Source organism: Azospirillum sp. BE72, from assembly GCF_031455875.1.
In the GTDB taxonomy this organism is placed as follows: domain Bacteria; phylum Pseudomonadota; class Alphaproteobacteria; order Azospirillales; family Azospirillaceae; genus Azospirillum.
In genome coordinates this window covers 357,991-374,503 of sequence record NZ_JAVDTO010000001.1, presented here as the reverse complement: position 1 = coordinate 374,503, position 16,513 = coordinate 357,991, and the positions used below count along the sequence as shown (strand labels likewise).

14 protein-coding genes are annotated in these 16,513 nt (G+C 67.1%); 5 read left to right on the top strand and 9 right to left on the bottom strand.

From position 1 onward, the window contains the following. Nucleotides 1-6: 6 nt before the first annotated feature. Complete coding sequence (locus J2Y49_RS01830; RefSeq protein WP_310111518.1) at nucleotides 7-1,881, bottom strand: ABC transporter ATP-binding protein/permease; 1,875 nt, start codon at nucleotides 1,879-1,881, stop codon at nucleotides 7-9. A gap of 275 nt (nucleotides 1,882-2,156) precedes the next feature. On the opposite strand from J2Y49_RS01830, the gene J2Y49_RS01825 reads away from it, so the two are divergent. Then, nucleotides 2,157-4,679, top strand: a complete 2,523-nt coding sequence (locus J2Y49_RS01825; protein WP_310111515.1) for a methyl-accepting chemotaxis protein — start codon at nucleotides 2,157-2,159, stop codon at nucleotides 4,677-4,679. Between the two features lie 114 nt (nucleotides 4,680-4,793). Further along, entirely contained in the window at nucleotides 4,794-4,985 is a 192-nt protein-coding gene (locus tag J2Y49_RS01820) for a hypothetical protein (RefSeq protein ID WP_310111513.1), read from the top strand. Between the two features lie 9 nt (nucleotides 4,986-4,994). On the opposite strand, the gene J2Y49_RS01815 is transcribed toward J2Y49_RS01820, so the two are convergent. The 3 genes from J2Y49_RS01815 to J2Y49_RS01805 all read right to left on the bottom strand — a co-directional run bounded on the left by J2Y49_RS01815 (nucleotide 4,995) and on the right by J2Y49_RS01805 (nucleotide 10,040). Continuing rightward, the gene (locus J2Y49_RS01815; RefSeq protein WP_310111511.1) at nucleotides 4,995-8,312 is read right to left on the bottom strand and encodes a leucine-rich repeat domain-containing protein; all 3,318 of its coding nucleotides are present in this window, start codon (nucleotides 8,310-8,312) and stop codon (nucleotides 4,995-4,997) included. A 159-nt stretch (nucleotides 8,313-8,471) separates the two neighbouring features. After that, entirely contained in the window at nucleotides 8,472-9,050 is a 579-nt protein-coding gene (locus tag J2Y49_RS01810; RefSeq protein ID WP_310111509.1) for a protein-tyrosine-phosphatase, read from the bottom strand. Nucleotides 9,051-9,389: 339 nt separating this feature from the next. Further along, a complete protein-coding gene (locus tag J2Y49_RS01805; RefSeq protein WP_310111507.1) occupies nucleotides 9,390-10,040 on the bottom strand; it encodes a tRNA-uridine aminocarboxypropyltransferase in 651 nt (216 codons plus the stop codon). A gap of 432 nt (nucleotides 10,041-10,472) precedes the next feature. Here J2Y49_RS01805 and J2Y49_RS01800 point away from each other — a divergent pair, with 432 nt between their 5' ends. Beyond that, nucleotides 10,473-10,655, top strand: coding sequence for a hypothetical protein (locus J2Y49_RS01800; RefSeq protein WP_194909887.1), 183 nt, complete (start codon nucleotides 10,473-10,475; stop codon nucleotides 10,653-10,655). 20 nt (nucleotides 10,656-10,675) lie between these two features. Here the strand turns inward: J2Y49_RS01800 and J2Y49_RS01795 are convergent, their stop codons facing one another. The 4 genes from J2Y49_RS01795 to J2Y49_RS01780 form a co-directional block, all read right to left on the bottom strand. After that, nucleotides 10,676-11,554, bottom strand: a complete 879-nt coding sequence (locus J2Y49_RS01795) for a hypothetical protein (RefSeq protein WP_310111502.1) — start codon at nucleotides 11,552-11,554, stop codon at nucleotides 10,676-10,678. Between the two features lie 123 nt (nucleotides 11,555-11,677). Further along, nucleotides 11,678-12,130, bottom strand: a complete 453-nt coding sequence (locus J2Y49_RS01790) for an SH3 domain-containing protein (RefSeq protein ID WP_310111500.1) — start codon at nucleotides 12,128-12,130, stop codon at nucleotides 11,678-11,680. A gap of 376 nt (nucleotides 12,131-12,506) precedes the next feature. Then, nucleotides 12,507-13,922 (bottom strand): oxygen-independent coproporphyrinogen III oxidase, encoded by a 1,416-nt coding sequence (gene hemN, locus J2Y49_RS01785; protein WP_310111497.1) that lies wholly within the window; start codon nucleotides 13,920-13,922, stop codon nucleotides 12,507-12,509. Nucleotides 13,923-13,991: 69 nt separating this feature from the next. Beyond that, on the bottom strand, nucleotides 13,992-14,435 hold the full coding sequence (locus tag J2Y49_RS01780) for a DUF4112 domain-containing protein (protein ID WP_310111495.1): 444 nt from the start codon (nucleotides 14,433-14,435) through the stop codon (nucleotides 13,992-13,994). A 451-nt stretch (nucleotides 14,436-14,886) separates the two neighbouring features. On the opposite strand from J2Y49_RS01780, the gene J2Y49_RS01775 reads away from it, so the two are divergent. Together J2Y49_RS01775 and J2Y49_RS01770 are read left to right on the top strand one after the other, a co-directional pair. Further along, nucleotides 14,887-15,105: a hypothetical protein gene (locus J2Y49_RS01775; protein ID WP_310111492.1), complete on the top strand. Its 219-nt coding sequence runs from the start codon at nucleotides 14,887-14,889 to the stop codon at nucleotides 15,103-15,105. 210 nt (nucleotides 15,106-15,315) lie between these two features. Then, entirely contained in the window at nucleotides 15,316-16,035 is a 720-nt protein-coding gene (locus tag J2Y49_RS01770) for a TerC family protein (RefSeq protein ID WP_310111489.1), read from the top strand. A gap of 53 nt (nucleotides 16,036-16,088) precedes the next feature. On the opposite strand, the gene J2Y49_RS01765 is transcribed toward J2Y49_RS01770, so the two are convergent. After that, nucleotides 16,089-16,499 carry a CBS domain-containing protein gene (locus J2Y49_RS01765; RefSeq protein WP_310111485.1) on the bottom strand — a complete coding sequence of 137 codons (411 nt, stop codon included), beginning with the start codon at nucleotides 16,497-16,499 and terminating at the stop codon, nucleotides 16,089-16,091. Nucleotides 16,500-16,513: the final 14 nt, after the last annotated feature.

Here is a 16,513-nt window from a genome sequence, read left to right as displayed (position 1 = left end):
TTCCGGTCAGGTCGGTGCCAGCACGCCGGGCAGCGGCGTCGGACCCTGGCTGGATTCCTGCTGCCGCGCCCACAGGGCGGCATAGGCGCCGCGGGCGGCCAGCAGGTCGGCGTGGCGGCCACGCTCGATCACCCGGCCGGCCTCCAGCACCAGGATCTCGTCGGCGTCGATCACGGTGGACAGCCGGTGGGCGATCACCAGCGTGGTGCGGCCGCGGCTGACCTCGCGCAGGTTGGCCTGGATTTCCCGCTCGGTGTGGGTATCCAGCGCGCTCGTCGCCTCGTCGAACAGCAGGATCGCCGGATCCTTCAGGATGGTGCGGGCGATGGCGACTCGCTGCTTCTCGCCGCCGGACAGCTTCAGCCCGCGTTCGCCCACCGTGGTCTGGTAGCCGTCGGGCAGCGCCATGATGAAGTCGTGGATGTGGGCCAGCCTCGCCGCCCGCTCCACCTCCGCCGGGCTGGCGCCGGGGCGGCCGTAGGCGATGTTGTAGAAGACGGTGTCGTTGAACAGCACGGTGTCCTGCGGGACGATGCCGATGGACGCCCGCAGCGAGGCCTGGGTGACGTCGCGGATATCCTGCCCGTCGATCATCACCCGGCCGCCGTTGACGTCGTAGAAGCGGAACAGCAGCCGGCTGATGGTGGACTTGCCCGCCCCGGACGGGCCGACGATGGCGACCGTCTTGCCGGCCGGCACGGTGAAGCTGACATCCTTCAGGATCGCCCGGCGCGGATCGTAGCCGAACTCCACAGCCTCGAAGCGCAGTTCCGCCCCGTCGACCTCCAGCGGCTTGGCATGGGGTGCATCGGCCACCTCGCGGTCGACCGCCAGCAGGGTCACCATCGATTCGATGTCGATCAGCGACTGCTTGATCTCGCGATAGACGACGCCGAAGAAGTTCAGGGGCTGGTAGAGCTGCAGCAGATAGGTGTTCACCAGAACGAAGTCGCCCAGCGACATGCTGCCGTCGACGATGCCCTTGGCGGCCATGCCCATCACCACCGCCAGCCCCAGCGAGATGATCGCCGACTGGCCGACATTCAGCAGCGACAGGCTCTGCTGGCTGCGCACCGCCGCCGCCTCATAGCTCTGCAGGGCGCCGTCATAGCGGCGGGCCTCATGTTCCTCGTTGCCGAAATACTTGACCGTCTCGTAGTTCAGCAGGCTATCGATCGCCTTGGTGTTGGCCTTGTTGTCGGTGTCGTTCATCATGCGGCGGAACTTGATCCGCCATTCCGACACGAAGAACGTGTAGAGGATGTAGCCCATCACCGTGACGAAGGTGGCCAGCGCGAACCAGATGCTGAACAGCTTCCACAGGATGGCGCAGACCAGGGCGATCTCCACCAGCGTCGGCACGATGGAGAACAGGGTGTAGCGCAGCAGCGATTCGATCGCCCGCGTTCCGCGCTCCAGCGAGCGGGTCAGGCCGCCGGTCTGGCGTTCCAGGTGGAAGCGCAGCGACAGCGCGTGCAGGTGCCGGAACACCGACAGCGCCACATTGCGGATGGTGCGCTGCGCCACCGTGGCGAAGACGGCGTCGCGCAGCTCGGCGAAGACCAGCGAGGTCACGCGGGCAAGGCCGTATGCGACGATCAGTCCCAGGGGGATGGCGACGGCCGCCCCCGCCCCCGCCCCGCCGGCCGGCGTCAGGGCGTCCACCGCATGCTTGTAGAAGATCGGCACATAGACGTTGGCGACCTTCGCCCCCACCAGCAGGAGCATCGCCAGCACCACCCGCACCCGCGTTTCCAAGGAATCCTGCGGCCAGATGTAGGGGGCCAGCGAGCGGATCGCCGCGCGCAGATCGCCGGAAGGACGGGAGAAGGCGCTGGAATCGGAGCTGGCCGGGGGGCTTGGCGGAAGACTGCGGCGCATCGGTCTGTTCAGGTCTCGGGGACTGTTCGGGACATCGTGGCGGGGATGGCGCCGTTCCGAAGAGCCGTCGCAAAGGATTGGGGTCAGGCGACCTAACCTAGGGATCCGTGCAGCGTCGTCAAAGGGGCATGTCACCTCTTTGGCACGTTTTTGGCGCGGCCCTGGGCAGCCTGCGGTGCATTTCCTGTCGCCATGGCAACGGACTGGAAACCATCTTCCTCTACCCTGCCGGGCGTATCGCGTTCGATCCGCACCGCAGACCAAGGCATTTGACCATGCAGAACGCCAGTTTCGCCGGCCGATTCAAGGTGGGCACCCGCATCCAGGTGGGTTTCCTTCTGATCCTCGCCCTTCTCACCCTGGTGGCCGCACTGGGCGTCCGGTCGCTGTGGACGGTGGAGGAAGGCTTCACCCGTTATGCGTCGATCTCCGACAACTCGATCAAAATCTCGGACATCGACAGCCTTGTCGCGAACATGCGGCGCAACGTGGTCAACTACTCCTTCTCCGGGAACAACGCCCTGGTCGCGCCGATCCAGGCGCAGCAAAGGACCTTGTCCGAAATGCTGCGGACCTCGCGGGACGCCACGCTGGATGAAGGGCGCCGCGCCCTCATCGCCCGCATGTCGCAGAAGGTCGACAGCTACAGCGCCAACTTCGCCCAGCTGGTGAAGCTGCGCGAGCAGCGTGACCGGCTGGTGTCGGACGAGCTGGTGCCGCTGGGCGTCAAGGCGCGCGAGGGCCTGAGCCAAGTGATGGCCGGCGGGATCGCCGCCGGCGACTTCGAATCCTCCGCCTATGCCGGCCAGGCGCAGGAATCGCTGATCCTCGCCCGCCTCAGCGCCCAGCGCTTCCTGACCGACCCGACGGCAAAGGCCGAGGAGGAGGTGCGCACCCGCGTAGAGGCGTTCATCAAGACCGCGACCGCACTGACCGTCCGTCTGACCGACCCGGCGCAGAAGCGCGCCGCCGAGGATGCGGTGCAGACCGCAAGCCGTTACCTGGACAGCTTCAAGCGCGTCGTCACCGCCGTCGGCGATGCCCAGACGCTGGCCTTCGTCACCATGGTGAAGGAGGCGGAGGAGTTCGGCGAACTGGTGGAGAAGACCGTCGCCTCCCAGACCGACGCGCGCAAGGCGGTGCTGACCGGCGCGCAGACCGACATGGAGCGCACCACCACCCTGCTGATCGGCATGGCGGTCGGCGCCTTCGCCATCGGCATCCTGATCGCCCTGGTCACCGCACGTTCCATCGTCCGTCCGGTTGTCCAGATGACCGGCACGATGACGGAGTTGGCCGCCGGCAACCTCGCCGTCGACGTTCCCGCCCTGGAGAACCGCGATGAGATCGGCCGTATGGCCAAGGCGGTCCTGGTGTTCAAGGAGAACGCCGTCGAGAAGAAGCGGATGGACGAGGCCGAGCGCGAACGGCTGGAGGCCGAACGCCGCGCCGCCGAGGCCCAGCGCGCCCGCGAGCAGGCCATCGGCGAGGAGATCGCCACCCTGATCGACGCCGTGTCGAAGGGCGACCTGGAACGCCGCATCGATCTGGCCGGCAAGGACGGCTTCTACAAGACCATGTCGGAGGGCATCAACCGCCTGACCGACACGGTGGAGGCGGTCATCGCCGACCTGGGCGAGGTGCTGAGCGCGCTGGCCCAGGGCGACCTGAACCGCCGCGTTACCCGCGACTACCAGGGCGCCTTCGAGCGGGTGAAGACCGACGTCAACGCCACCTCCACTCGGCTGGCCGAGATCGTCGGCCAGATCACCCAGGCGGCCGAGACCATCGCCGCCGCCGCCGCCGAGGTGTCCCTCGGCTCCTCCGACCTCGCCGACCGGACCGAGCAGCAGGCCTCCTCGCTGGAAGAGACCGCGGCCAGCATGGAAGAGCTGGGGGCGACCGTGCGCTCCAACGCCGACAATGCACAGCGCGCCAACGTGATGGCGACCCAGGCCCGCGGCTCCGCCGAGTCGGGCGGCGGCGTCGCCGGTTCCGCCATCGAGGCGATGCGCCGGATCGAGGAATCCAGCCGCAAGATCACCGACATCATCGGGGTGATCGACGAGATCGCCTTCCAGACCAACCTGCTGGCGCTGAACGCGGCGGTCGAGGCTGCGCGGGCCGGCGATGCCGGACGCGGCTTCGCCGTGGTGGCGCAGGAGGTGCGGCAGCTCGCCCAGCGCTCCGCCCAGGCGTCGAAGGAGATCAAGGGGCTGATCCTGGACAGCGACGCGCAGGTCAAGGACGGTGTCGATCTGGTCAGCAAGGCCGGCGACGCGCTCCAGGGCATCGTGTCGGGCGTGCAGCAGGTGGCGACCCTGATCGCCGAGATGGCCTCGGCCTCGGCCGAGCAGGCGACGGCGCTGGACGAGATCAACTCGACCGTCGCCAACATGGACGAGATGACGCAGAAGAACGCCGCCCTGGTGGAGGAGACCACCGCCGCCGCCCAGGCGATGAGCGGTCAGGCCGGCGACCTGAAGGCGCTGGTCGGCTTCTTCAAGTTCGATCAGGCCGTCGGTTCCGGCTATGCCGCGGCACCCCATGCCATGACCGGCGCCTACTCCGCCCCGACCACCCGCCGCCCCCCGGCCCAGACCTCCACCCAGGCCGCGGCCCGCGCTACGGCCGCCAAGCCGGCGGCGAAGCCTGCCGCCCGCGGCGCCGGCACCGCCCACGGCCATGTCGCGGCCAAGCCTGCGGCCCGCACCGACGCCCCGGCGCGCGGCACGGCGACGGCGGTCCCGGTGCTGAAGCACAGCGTCAGCGACGACGACGACTGGAAGGAGTTCTGAGCGGCGGGGACAAAGCGGCCTTTGCGCTAAAAGCCTGAATTAACGAATCGGTGGGGATTGCGTGCTGCAATTCCCACCGATTTCGTTTTTGCGCTCTCGTCCCTGGAGGACAGCATGTCCCGCCGCCCCATCAGGCACCGCCTTCTCCCCCTCGCCGCCCTGCTGCTGCTCGGCGGTCCGCTGGTCGGCTGCGGCGCCGTCACCGGCGTGGCCAGCGGCGCTGCCAGCCTCGCCGGCACCGCCGTGGACATCGCCGGCACGGTGGCCGAAACCTCGGTCGACGTGGTGACCTACCCGCTGCGGTGAGGCGGAGCGTCAGGCCGGCGGATCGTCGAAGCCGTAGGCCAGCAGCTCCTCAAGATTGCCCGGCCGCAGGATGCTGTTCATCGTCGCCAGGATATCGGCGACATTGAGGTAGTAGGTCTGCATCCGGCGCAGTTCGGCGTTGCCGTCCTCGCCCAATGCGGTCGGTCCATGGGCTTGGGCAATGTCGTTCAGTTCGTCATATTCTTTTTTCCAATGGATCGCCCACTTGGCCCGGTCTTTCGCTGCTCGTAGCGATACGTCGGGCGTAACATAGACCCGAACACGGTCGAGGAAGGCCGCGCCCTCGAATCGGCTGGTCCGCCATATCTCGCTCAATTCGAACATGCAGTTGGGCGAGCGCAGGTAACGGTCACTGAGAATCACGAAGATGCGGTCGCCCCCACCGATCCGGCGCATGAAGGCGGTAAGGCTATCGCCGACCCTCAATTCTTCCTTGTCGCGCCGGATGATGCGCCCACGCTCTTTGGCCTTCGCGCACAGATCATCGATGAATGTCGTGTGCTCCCTGCCTTCCGGACTGTCGTCACCCCAGGCATAGGAAACATACCAGTTGGGGCCGGCAGGCGCGGTTTCCTGCTGCGGCGGCTTGTCGAAAACCAAGGGTGTTTCCTCCCGTTCGGGTTTGCTGGGCTTGGGATGGTCCACATCCCCGGCCCGCAGGCCGATGCGGCTTTGCGCCCGCTCGACGACCTCGATCAGGCGGTCGAGCAGCAGGGCGGCCTGACCCTTCTGGGTCCGCACCCGGATTTCGCCCTGCCAGGACTCGGGACCGGTCGGCACCTGTTCGATGCGCAGGCGGCTGCCGCAGGTCTTCTCATAGCCGCAGAGCCCGCCCTTCCAGTAGAGCGCGCGGTCGCCGGCCTTTTCGCCGATCTCCGCCATGATGGTGCGGATCAGGCCGTCATGCAGCAGGGGATAGCGGAAAACCGCCTGCTCCGTCGGCAGGTCCTCATCCCACAGCCCGCCCAGGTCGTCGCGGACGCTGTCCTCCGCCGGCAGCAGGTCGGGGGCAATGTATTCCACGACCCGCTCCCGTCCGTCCGGGATCTCGCGGTGTTTGAAACAGATGCCGCAGGACAGCATCATGCTGATGAACAGTTCCCGGTCGGCCGGCAGATGGTCCGCCCACACCAGCCGGTCGAGCAGGTCGCGGGTGAAGCGGCCGTTGTTGTTGCGGATCTGCTGCAAGGCACCGCGGTCGCGGTCGAAGACGGCATAGATCGCCTCCAGCGCCCAATTCTGGTCCAGCACGACATGGTTGTGGAACAGGCCGGGCCGATGGAACACGGTGCCCTCGGCGTCCAGCCACACCAGCAGAGCCTCCGGCGAGGACACGTCGTCCTTCTCGGCACAGATGGCCGTGAACGCCTCCATGGTCAGCAGGCGGTGGCGCCGTTCGGCGGGCGGGCGGGCTTCGTCCTCGTCCCGCATCTGCTCCAGCCGGCGCTGGACCCGCAAACGACCGGCACCGACCTTCGCCACCCCTAGCCGTTCTGGATCGCGCATCCAGTCGACGGCATCGCGCAGACACTCCTTGAGGGCATCGAAACGCCGTCCGGTCTGGGCGCTGACCTTCAGGATGTCGCAGTAGCGGTCCGGGGCATTGAGCAACGCGTCCGGGGCGGGGGGACGGGCCTCCTCCTGCTCCTTACGCTCGCACCGGGTCTGGATCACCAGTCGCGGGCTGTAGCGGTGCCCATGGTGATGCGCCACCGCCAACCAATAAGGCAGCGGTTGGTTGCGGAACTCGAGCCCGCCATACTCATGGGTCGGCTCGTCTTCGACCTCGCGCGCCCACACCACGGCCAGCAAGGCCGGGCTGCTCAGGAACAGCGCATGCGCGCCGTGATAGATGTCCTGGCCGCCGAAATCCCAGACATGCAGACGGATCTGCGACCCCCCGTCCAGATCAATCCGCCCGATCCGGATGCCGTGGGTCGAGACCGAATCGGACTCGAACGGCAAGCCGGCCAGTTTCCGGGCGATCTGCGTCTTGCCGACCCGGCCATTGCCGAGCAGCAGCAGCTTCACCGTTGGGACGGCCTCCTCACCGGCCGCTAGGTCCGCCCAATGGGCACGCAGCCGATCCAGGCAGTTGTTAAAACGGCTCTGAGACAAGACCCCAGCCGTGGGAATGCCGGGAATTTCTACATTCCAAAGATACAATCGCTTCAGGCTGCTCAGACCGCTGAGCGGGGACAAGTCGCTCACAGACGTGTTGGAACAGTTCAACTGCTGCAAACTGCTCAGACCGCCGAGTGGCGACAGGTCGTTCACAGACGTGCCGGTACAGTCCAACTGCTGCAAGCCATTCAGACCCCTGAGCGGGGACAGGTCGCTCACAGACGTGTGGGAACAGTTCAACTGCTGCAAGCCATTCAGCCCGCCGAGTGGCGACAGGTCGTTCACAGACGTGTCGGAACAGTCCAACTCCTGCAAGCCATTCAGACCCCTGAGCGGGGACAGGTCGCTCACAGACGTGCCGATACAGACCAACTGCTGCAAGCCATTCAGACCCCTGAGCGGGGACAGGTCGCTCACAGACGTGCCGATACAGACCAACTGCTGTAAGCCATTCAGACCCCTGAGCGGGGACAGGTCGCTCACAGACGTGTGGGAACAGTTCAACTGCTGCAAGCCATTCAGCCCGCTGAGTGGCGACAGGTCGTTCATAGACGTGACGGAACAGTCCAACTCCTGCAAGCTGCTCAGACCGCCGAGTGGCGACAGGTCGCTCACAGACGTGTGGGAACAGTCCAACTCCTGCAAGCCATTCAGCCCGCTGAGTGGCGACAGGTCGTTCACAGACGTGACGGAACAGTCCAACTCCTGCAAGCTGGTCAGACCGCCGAGTGGGGACAGGTCGCTCACAGACGTGTGGGAACAGTCCAACTGCTGCAAGCCGCTCAGACCGCTGAGCGGGGATAGGTCACTCACAGACGTGTCGGAACAGTCCAACTGCTGCAAGCCGCTCTGACCTCTGAGCGGGGATAGGTCACTCACAGACGTTCTGGAACAATCCAACTGCTGCAAACCAGTCAGACCATCGAACAGAACCAAATCAGCGATGTCCGACGCATTAATTATTAAAGTCCTGAGAAATCCGAAAGATGAAAACCTATGTTGCTGGGCACAAATCTTGTTACCAACATAATCGTTCCACCAATCCGCCCCCAAATCCAATTCTTGGAGATGTGTCAGGGCGAACAGCTCCTCCGGCAGCCATTCCAGCTCCAGGTTCCGCAGGCTCAGCCGACCGGTCCGCTGCTCCGCTTCCTCGGCGATGCGCTCCAACGCGATCGCCATGCCGTCCTGCTTCGGAGTCTTCTCAGTTACCATAAGTTCCACTGCCCGGACCTTCGACACCGCCGCCGTTCCATCCGGTCAGTTTAACACAATCCCCGCATACCCCACATGGGCGGATCATCGTCTTGCGGTGATCCGCCCCTGCGGTGGGTACAGCCCTCAGTCGATCAAATCCTCAACCTCGCGGACGCGGCCGTTGTCGATCATGAACTGGACCAGTTCGGGGCGCTGCTTGCCCAATGTGAAGTGCCGCTGGCGCACGGCGGCGACCAGTTCGCCCCGGCGGCCGAGGATGTCGTCGGCGAATTCGGTCATGCGCAGGTTGGGCCAGGTCTGGGCGCGGATGGCGACCACGGCGGCGACCGCGTCGGCGGCCGGGCGGTCGGGCTGGGCCTGGGCCAGGATCATGGTCAGGGCGGCGGTGGAGCGCGACACGCCGGCATGGCAGTGGACCAGCAGATGGCGGCAGTCCACCGGTTCGGCCAGAAGGTCGCGGCCGAAGGCCAGGATGCGCTCCACGTCCGAACGTTCGGGCGCGATCTGGCCGCGGGTCGGCTCGATGATGTCGTGGAAGCGCAGTTCCAGCCGCTCATGCTCGCCGTAATCGCCGAAGTCGCTCGGCTCGGTCATCTCGGGATCGAGGATGGACAGCACATGGCTGACCTTGCCGCCGCCGAAATTGCAAAGCTCGCTGAGACCGCAGACGGTCAGGCCGAAGGGAACGAAATCGCTGGCCATCATTCTCTCGTTCGATTGCGGATAAGGGGAAGGCGCGGGGCTGGGGGCCGCATTTGGCACCCCGCGCCGCGCCCCCGTCAACCCGGCAACCGTTCGTATACGGGCCACTTCGCCCGGATAAGCCCGATCAGAACACGTTGAACAGGTACAGCAGGATGATGATTGGGATCGGAATGCCGACCAGCCACAGCAGGATGCCTTTCATGGCGCGTCTCCTTCCTTCGCTCTGATGGATGTCGCGGCCGGTCCGGTACCGGCCCTCTCATCCATCATCAACGGCCGAGCCGCCGGTTCGTTGCAGCGGCGCGACCGACTGATAAAGAGATGCGCCGAAGGAGATCAGTCCTCCCCGCCTCCATCAGCGCCATCCGCATCACCGCCATCCGCACTGCCACCCGCGTCGTCGCGCGGGGGCTGCGCAGGGCGCGGACGGGGCTGGCGCAGCTTCTTCAGCAGCAGGGAGAAGGGCTTCAGCGCAGTGTCGAGGATCGCCTGATCGCCCTCCAGCCGCGACAGCAGGAAGGCGCCGGCCTCCAGGGTGGAGACGCTGTCGCGCCGCGGCTCCTTGCGCGCCTGCCCGTAGAGCGAGCGGAACTGCGGGTTCAGCACGATGCGGCGGCACTTCAGCAGCCAGGCATTGCGCCACCACAGGGTCTTGGCCTGGCTCCAGGTGCCGTCCAGGACGATGACGCCCTCCAGATCGTCCAGGATCTCGGCGCTGTCGCGGAGCGGCTGGCCGTTCTTGTCGACCACCGCCACCTCGGCCCGCGGGGCGCCGCCCTCCTTCACCGGGCCGAGATACAGCACGCCCCAGCGCTTGGGATCGACCTCGCGCCCCAGGATGCGCTTCAGCCCCGGCCAGCTCAGCCCGACCTTCACCATCGAATTGGCGAACTGCAGATGGGCGATCTGGGCGGTGCCGAGATTCTCCCGCTTCTCCTGCGGGTGCTGCAGGATCAGCAGGAACACGCCGTTGTCGATCGGCTGCACTGCCTCGCAAATGCACAGGTGATTAGGTTTTAGGCAGTTGGGGCAAGATTCGGGGGCGGGGGCGCTGTGCATGGGAGGTACGCATTCCTTGAAGAGGATTGGCCGCGAATATGGGTTGGAATGGCGCGGAAGGAAACACATCTCACTCGCAGAGCGACGGCTGCCAACCGAACGGTGACCGCCGCCACGGCATGTACGACAGATCCCCCCAACCACACCCCGTGTCATACCGGTTCATCTGGGTTCAAAGTGGCTTCGTATAAACCGTTTGTAGAGACTTATTCGTGTGTCATGGACCTCGTGTGACGCGCTTAACAGCTGGCCTGGAACTTGCGTAGTTAATATCCAGGCAAACAGGACGACGGGTGGGCCAGGACCGGCCTTTGTCAGGCTGATCCGCGGTGCCATCCGGCGCTCAGAAGGAGACCTGCCATGCTGCCCGCCCACCTTGCCGACCGCCTGCTGAAGCAGCGCCGCGATGCCGACACGGCGGAATTCGCCCGCCAGCTGCCGCTCTACGCGCCGCTGGACGCTGACGACCCGCGCTGGATGACCGAGCCCGACGACTCGGAACAGGCCGCCCGCCGCGAGCCCGATTGGGCGACCGACTACTGAGCGGCACCTCCTGACGGCACTCACCGGCCGGCGGCAGCCGGGCGGTGACCCGACAGGCCGCTTTCCCGGCTTGACTGTCGGGTGTCGGACATCTGCCACCGGTTTCCGGCCCTGGGCTCTCCGGTGTCGGGATCTCCGGTGTCGCGCCAGCCCTCCTCCTCGCGGATGAGGGTCCAGCGGCCCGGACGGCCGCCACGGCAGCGTTCCAGCGCGACGGACCAGCGCGGCGCTCCCAATCCCGGCAGGCCTCCGGCCGGGCGCGGGGCCCTATCCTCCTCCTCATCCTGGCTGGGTGCAGCATCCAGCCGCCAGCGGGTCACCGCGGCGCTGAGCCCCTCCGGCCTTCCGCTCCTGCGGCTCGACATACCTGCGCCGAGATCCAGAAGGAAACCGGTCACCCCCGACGACTCGGCGGCCAACTGCAGCCGCCGGCTGGCGGTGAGGTCCAGCCCCTCCAACTCGCCCAGCACCGCCGACAGGGCGGAACAGCGCAGCGCCTCCTCCATCGCCCACAGCGCATCGACCGCCCGTACCGCCCGCACCGCCACCAGCCGGTCCGGTGTCAGCCCATAGGCCGCCAGACCCGGCGCATAGAGGTCGCGTCCCCGCAGGATCCACAATGCCGGAGCCTTCGGCGTCGCCAGCCGGCCCAGCAGAGTGGCGGCGAAGCCGGTGCCCGCCCCCGGATCCTCCGCCGTCACCGCATGCAGGCAGCCCAGCGGCAAGCCGCCGTCGGGCAGATGCGCGTCGATGGCCTCCACCCCGAACGGCAGCGTCCACCCGCCCTCACCGCCCGCTCCCTCGATCCGCCGGATGCGCGCGCGCAGGTCGGCCAGCACGCCGGCACGGTCGCGCGGCACAGAGTCCGCAGGCACGGAAGGGGACGGCAGGGTGGACATGACTCGGCTCCGCTCGGCAGGCATATGTTCCTGATATGTTCTATCATGGAGCCTTGTCGAGGGGGAGTCTGCGACTCCTGTCTCGTTCTGGGACCGGATGTGCCGGGACTCAGATCGCTCGGGTCAGTTGGCGATGGGGGTGGCGCCGATCTTGCCGCGCGGTGCCGCCTTGATGGTCGGACCGGCATTGTCGACGGGCTTTTCCAGGGTGGTGGAGGTGCCGCGGCTGCCGCGCGGCGTGTTGCCCTTCAGGCTGAGCAGGTGCAGCCGGACATAGGCGGTGGAGCCGCCGGCCTTCACCGCCACCCAATCGCTGTTGCGCACCCGGCCCAGCGTGCTGACCGCCTGCCCGGCGCCCAGCGTGGCGACGACGCCCGACCCGGCGGCGGGCTTTGCATAGACCGGGGTCGACCTGTCCACCTGCCATTCCCCATACATCGGCTCCAGCCCGGCCCCGCTGTCGGGCGCGGTGCGCACGGTCGGGGGGTTGGGAACGCGCTGGTACGGCATGCAGCCGGGAACCGTCAGCGTGACCAGAGCCACCATCAGCGGAAGGGTACGCAAACGCCGGATCATCGCTCACCTTGGAGGGGGCAGGGTGAAGGCAGGAAAAGGCCGCCGGGGCCTTCGGCGCGACCATACAGGAGGCGGGCTCCTTTTCGCCACCGCAGCGCAACCAGGATCGCTATGCGCTTTTTGGGGCGGCCGACCCCGGAGCCGGTGCGCAGGAGTTCACCCCCGGCCTGCGTATCTCGACAATCGGGACATCTCCGACACCGGCCGGGCGGCCATGTCGCAGAGCGGACTTCGATACAGGGCATCGACGAGGTTGCCGCGTAGACGTGTGGGTTCGGATGCGCGGCACGGGAGAAGGCGGTCGGCGGGTGGCGCCGGCCGCCTTTTCTTTTGAAGAGCGCCCGTCAGAGCGCCCGGCCCTCAAACTGTCCGGCCCTTAAACTGCCCGGCTGTGCCGGCCGGCGCCCTTGGACAGGTGGGTGTCGAAGCGGGCGGCGACGATGCGCATCAGGGGGCGGGCGCTCTCCGGCACATGGACGCGCCGGCCCTCCACCACCGCGACGCCGTCGGCGACCAGATCGGCCATGCCCTCCAGCTCGGCGTCGAAGGCGGACTCGGCCAACCCGTGGGCACGGGCGATGGCGGCGGTGTCGACCGACAGGTCGCACATCAGCCGCATGATCAGGTCGCGCCGCACCTTGTCGTCCGTGGTCAGCGCGATGCCCTTGCCGGTGGGCAGGCGGCCTTCCTCGACGGCGGCGGCATAGTGGTCGAAGGGCACGGCGTTCTGCACATAGCCCTGCGGCAGCGCGCCGATGGAGGAGGAGCCGAAGCCCAGCAGGACCTCGGCATCGTCGGTGGTGTAGCCCTGGAAGTTGCGGCCCAGCCGCCCTTCCTCCTGCTGCACCGCCAGTTCGTCGCCGGGACGGGCGAAATGGTCGAGACCGATGGCGCTGTAGCCGGCGGCGGCCAGCGTTTCGCCGATGGCGGCGAACTGCTCCCAGCGGCCGAGCGAGCCGGCCAGCACGGATTCGTCGATCTTCTTCTGATGGGTCTTCATCCACGGCACATGGGCGTAGCCGAAGACCGACAGCCGGTCGGGCACCATCTCCAGCGCGATCTCGGCGGAGCGGGCGACGCTCTCCACCGACTGGTGCGGCAGGCCGTACATCAGGTCGAGGTTGACGCTGGTGATGCCGGCCTCCTTCAGCCAAGCCAGCGCCTGTTCGGTCACGGCGCGCGGCTGGACGCGGTTGATCGCCTGCTGCACCGTCTCGTCGAAATCCTGCACGCCCAGCGAGGCGCGGTTGACCCCGGCGCGGCCCAGTGCCGCCGCCATCTCCGCCGTCAGGGTGCGGGGGTCGATCTCCACAGCCAGCTCCGCATCGGCGGCGACATCGAAGCGGGTGCGCAGCAGCGCGATCATCGCCTCGAAATCGCCGGGCGCCATCATGGTCGGGGTGCCGCCGCCGAAATGGATGTGGCGCACTGCCAGCCGGCCGGGAATTCGGTCGGCCACCATGGCGATCTCGCGCCGCATATGGCCGAGATACTCGGCGATCGGCTCATAGCGCGCGACGATCTTGGTGTGGCAGCCGCAGTACCAGCACATCTTCTGGCAGAAGGGCACATGCAGGTAGAGCGACCCGGAGCGCGCGGGATCGATCGCCTCCAGCCAGCCGCCATAGACGTCGCCGTTCACCTCGGGCGTGAAGTGCGGCGCAGTCGGGTAGCTGGTGTAGCGCGGCACCCGCAGCCCGTCATACTTGGCGAGCAGCGCGGCATCGACACCATGGGAATGGGACGGATTGGCGGGGGCCGGCTGTACGGCCAGGGCGGTGATGGCGTTCATGAGCGACAGAGTGCCGCAGCCACCCCACCCCCGCCTTGATCCACGTCAAGACCGCAGGGGCCGGTGCTTTCAGCGCTTCGCCCCGGCTGCGGCTGCGGCCAGACGCTGCTCCAGATGCTCGTGCAGAAGGTTCAGGTTGGCCCGGTTGGCCTTGAAGGCGATGTCGAACACGGTCCCCACCACCGGGATCGACCCGGCCGCCCAGTCCAGCGCGACGTTGAAGGCCATGCGGGCCAGCAGCGCCTTGGGCAGGTCGAAGCGGGCCGCTTCCATGATGATGTAGGCGGAGACCACGGCGGTCGCGGTATCCCCCGCCACCGGCACGATGCTGGCGATGCCGTCCAGCCCGATGGGGATGCGGGTGAAGGGAATGCGCCAGCGGCTGTCCATCAGCCGGGACAGGCGGCGAAGCCGTTCCAGCCGCTGGAAATCGATGGGGACGCTGCTGCCGGAACCGCCCGGCGGGAGGTCCTCGGCAAGGTCGCGTCGGCGTGTGCGGATGGCGTCGATCATCGCAAGTCCCCCGATCAGTCGGTCCCGCGCCTGACGCGCGAATCCCCGCAAGGGAAGAACCCGTCACCGCCCCCGCGGGTTCCGCACGCGACGCGCAAAGTTCGCGCCCCAAACAAATACCATGGCCAGATATCCTTGCCGACAATCTTCAACCGATGCGGCCTTCAACCGCTGCGGCTTCAGATGTCGGTGACCGCCGGGACGGCCATGCCGCCCCCCGACAGACACGACGCGGCGAATTGACGCGCAATATCATCTAAGCCGCTGCCTCTGCTCGGATTTTCCGAATCGAATACTTTCCTCTCCCGCGGCTTATGCCCTTTGAACGCTGGCAGCGCCCGCACCCCCTGGACACAATACAGCCAACGCATCAGCAAGGCTGCGGGGACGTTCAATCCCGCGGCGCGGGGGCAAGGCCGGCAAACGGCCGCCCGTTTCGGAGGAAACGACCATGACCACTCTCTATTGCGCCTGCTGCGGCAGGCCGTTCGTCCGCGCGTCCGCCCGTGGCCCGGCGCCGCGCTACTGTTCTCAGGATTGCCGCCTGCAGATGGCGGTGCGTCGCCGCGCCTGGACACCCCGGATGGAGGCCGGCAGGACCGACAACGGACGGAGGGAGACCAACCGGACGGAGGCTGCGGCCTGGGGGCACCGGGCCTTCGGATCCTGAACGGCCCCCGCATCAGCCCACTTGCGTCGGCCCCCCGGCCTCCCATCTCTGCCGGAGCGGCTATAACCGAATTCCTGCGGCGAAATTGCTCCCGCCCCTCTTGCAGCGGGCGGGAAGCGACCTCATCTGCGCGCGGTCACGCTGGCGCCTTGCGGTGCCGGCGCACATTCCCCTGACAGCGCCCACCGACCGCCGGAGCCCCGCTTCTTCATGCTCGACCTGCTCGCAGACCCGAATGTCTGGGCCAGCCTTCTGACGTTGACCGCGTTGGAGATCGTGCTGGGCATCGACAACATCATCTTCATCTCGATCATGGCGTCGAAGCTGCCGCCCGAACAGCAGCAACGCGCCCGCCAAGTCGGTCTGGCGCTGGCGCTGCTGACGCGCCTGGCCCTGCTCGCCTCCATCGCCTGGGTGGCGCAGCTGACCCAGCCGCTGTTCACCGTCGCCGGATGGGATGTGTCGGGCCGCGACCTGATCCTGGTCCTGGGCGGCCTGTTCCTGCTGGCCAAGGGCACGCTGGAGATCCACCACACGGTCGAAGGCCATGAGGAGGGAGGCACGGCGCCGAAGCACGCCACCTTCACCTCGGTGGTCATCCAGATCATGTTCCTGGACATCGTCTTCTCGCTCGACAGCGTCATCACCGCCGTCGGCATGTCCGACCATCTGCCGGTGATGGTCGCGGCCGTGGTCATCGCCATGGCGGTGATGCTGTTCGCCTCCGGCCCGGTCGGCGACTTCGTCAACCGTCACGTCACGGTGAAGATGCTGGCCCTGTCCTTCCTGCTGCTGGTCGGCGTGGCGCTGGTGGCGGACGGCCTGGGCTTCCACATCCCCAAGGGCTACCTGTACTTCGCCATCGCCTTCTCCACCCTGGTGGAGGCGCTGAACCTGCTGGCGCGGCGCAAGGCGAACGCCGGGAATTGAGGACGCATTGAGGTCAAGGGCGCACGCGCTTGGCGCGGCGCCCCCTTCCTCCATCACGCCTCGGCGCGTTCGGCCATCATGTGCTCGTAGGCGACCTTGAACAGGTCGCGGATCGACACGATGCCGACCGCGCGCTTGCCCTGGGTGATGGGCAGGTGGCGGTAATGCTTGTCGTGCATCAGCTTCAGCGCATCGACCGCGTCGGCGTCGGGCGGCAGGCTGTCCGGGTTGCGGGTCATCACCGTCCCCACCTCCACCGCCGACGGGTCGAGATCCTTCGACAGGACCTTGTTGTTCAGGTCGCGCTCGGTGACGATGCCGATCAGCGCGCCATGGTTCACCACCAGCACCGCGCCGATGTTCTTGTCGGCCATCATCTTCGACACGGTGGCGACGGAGGTATCCTCCGGCACCAGGATCAGTTCCTGCGCCTTCACGACGTCCGGAACCAGCTTGCGTTTCATGGAATCCCCCGGGG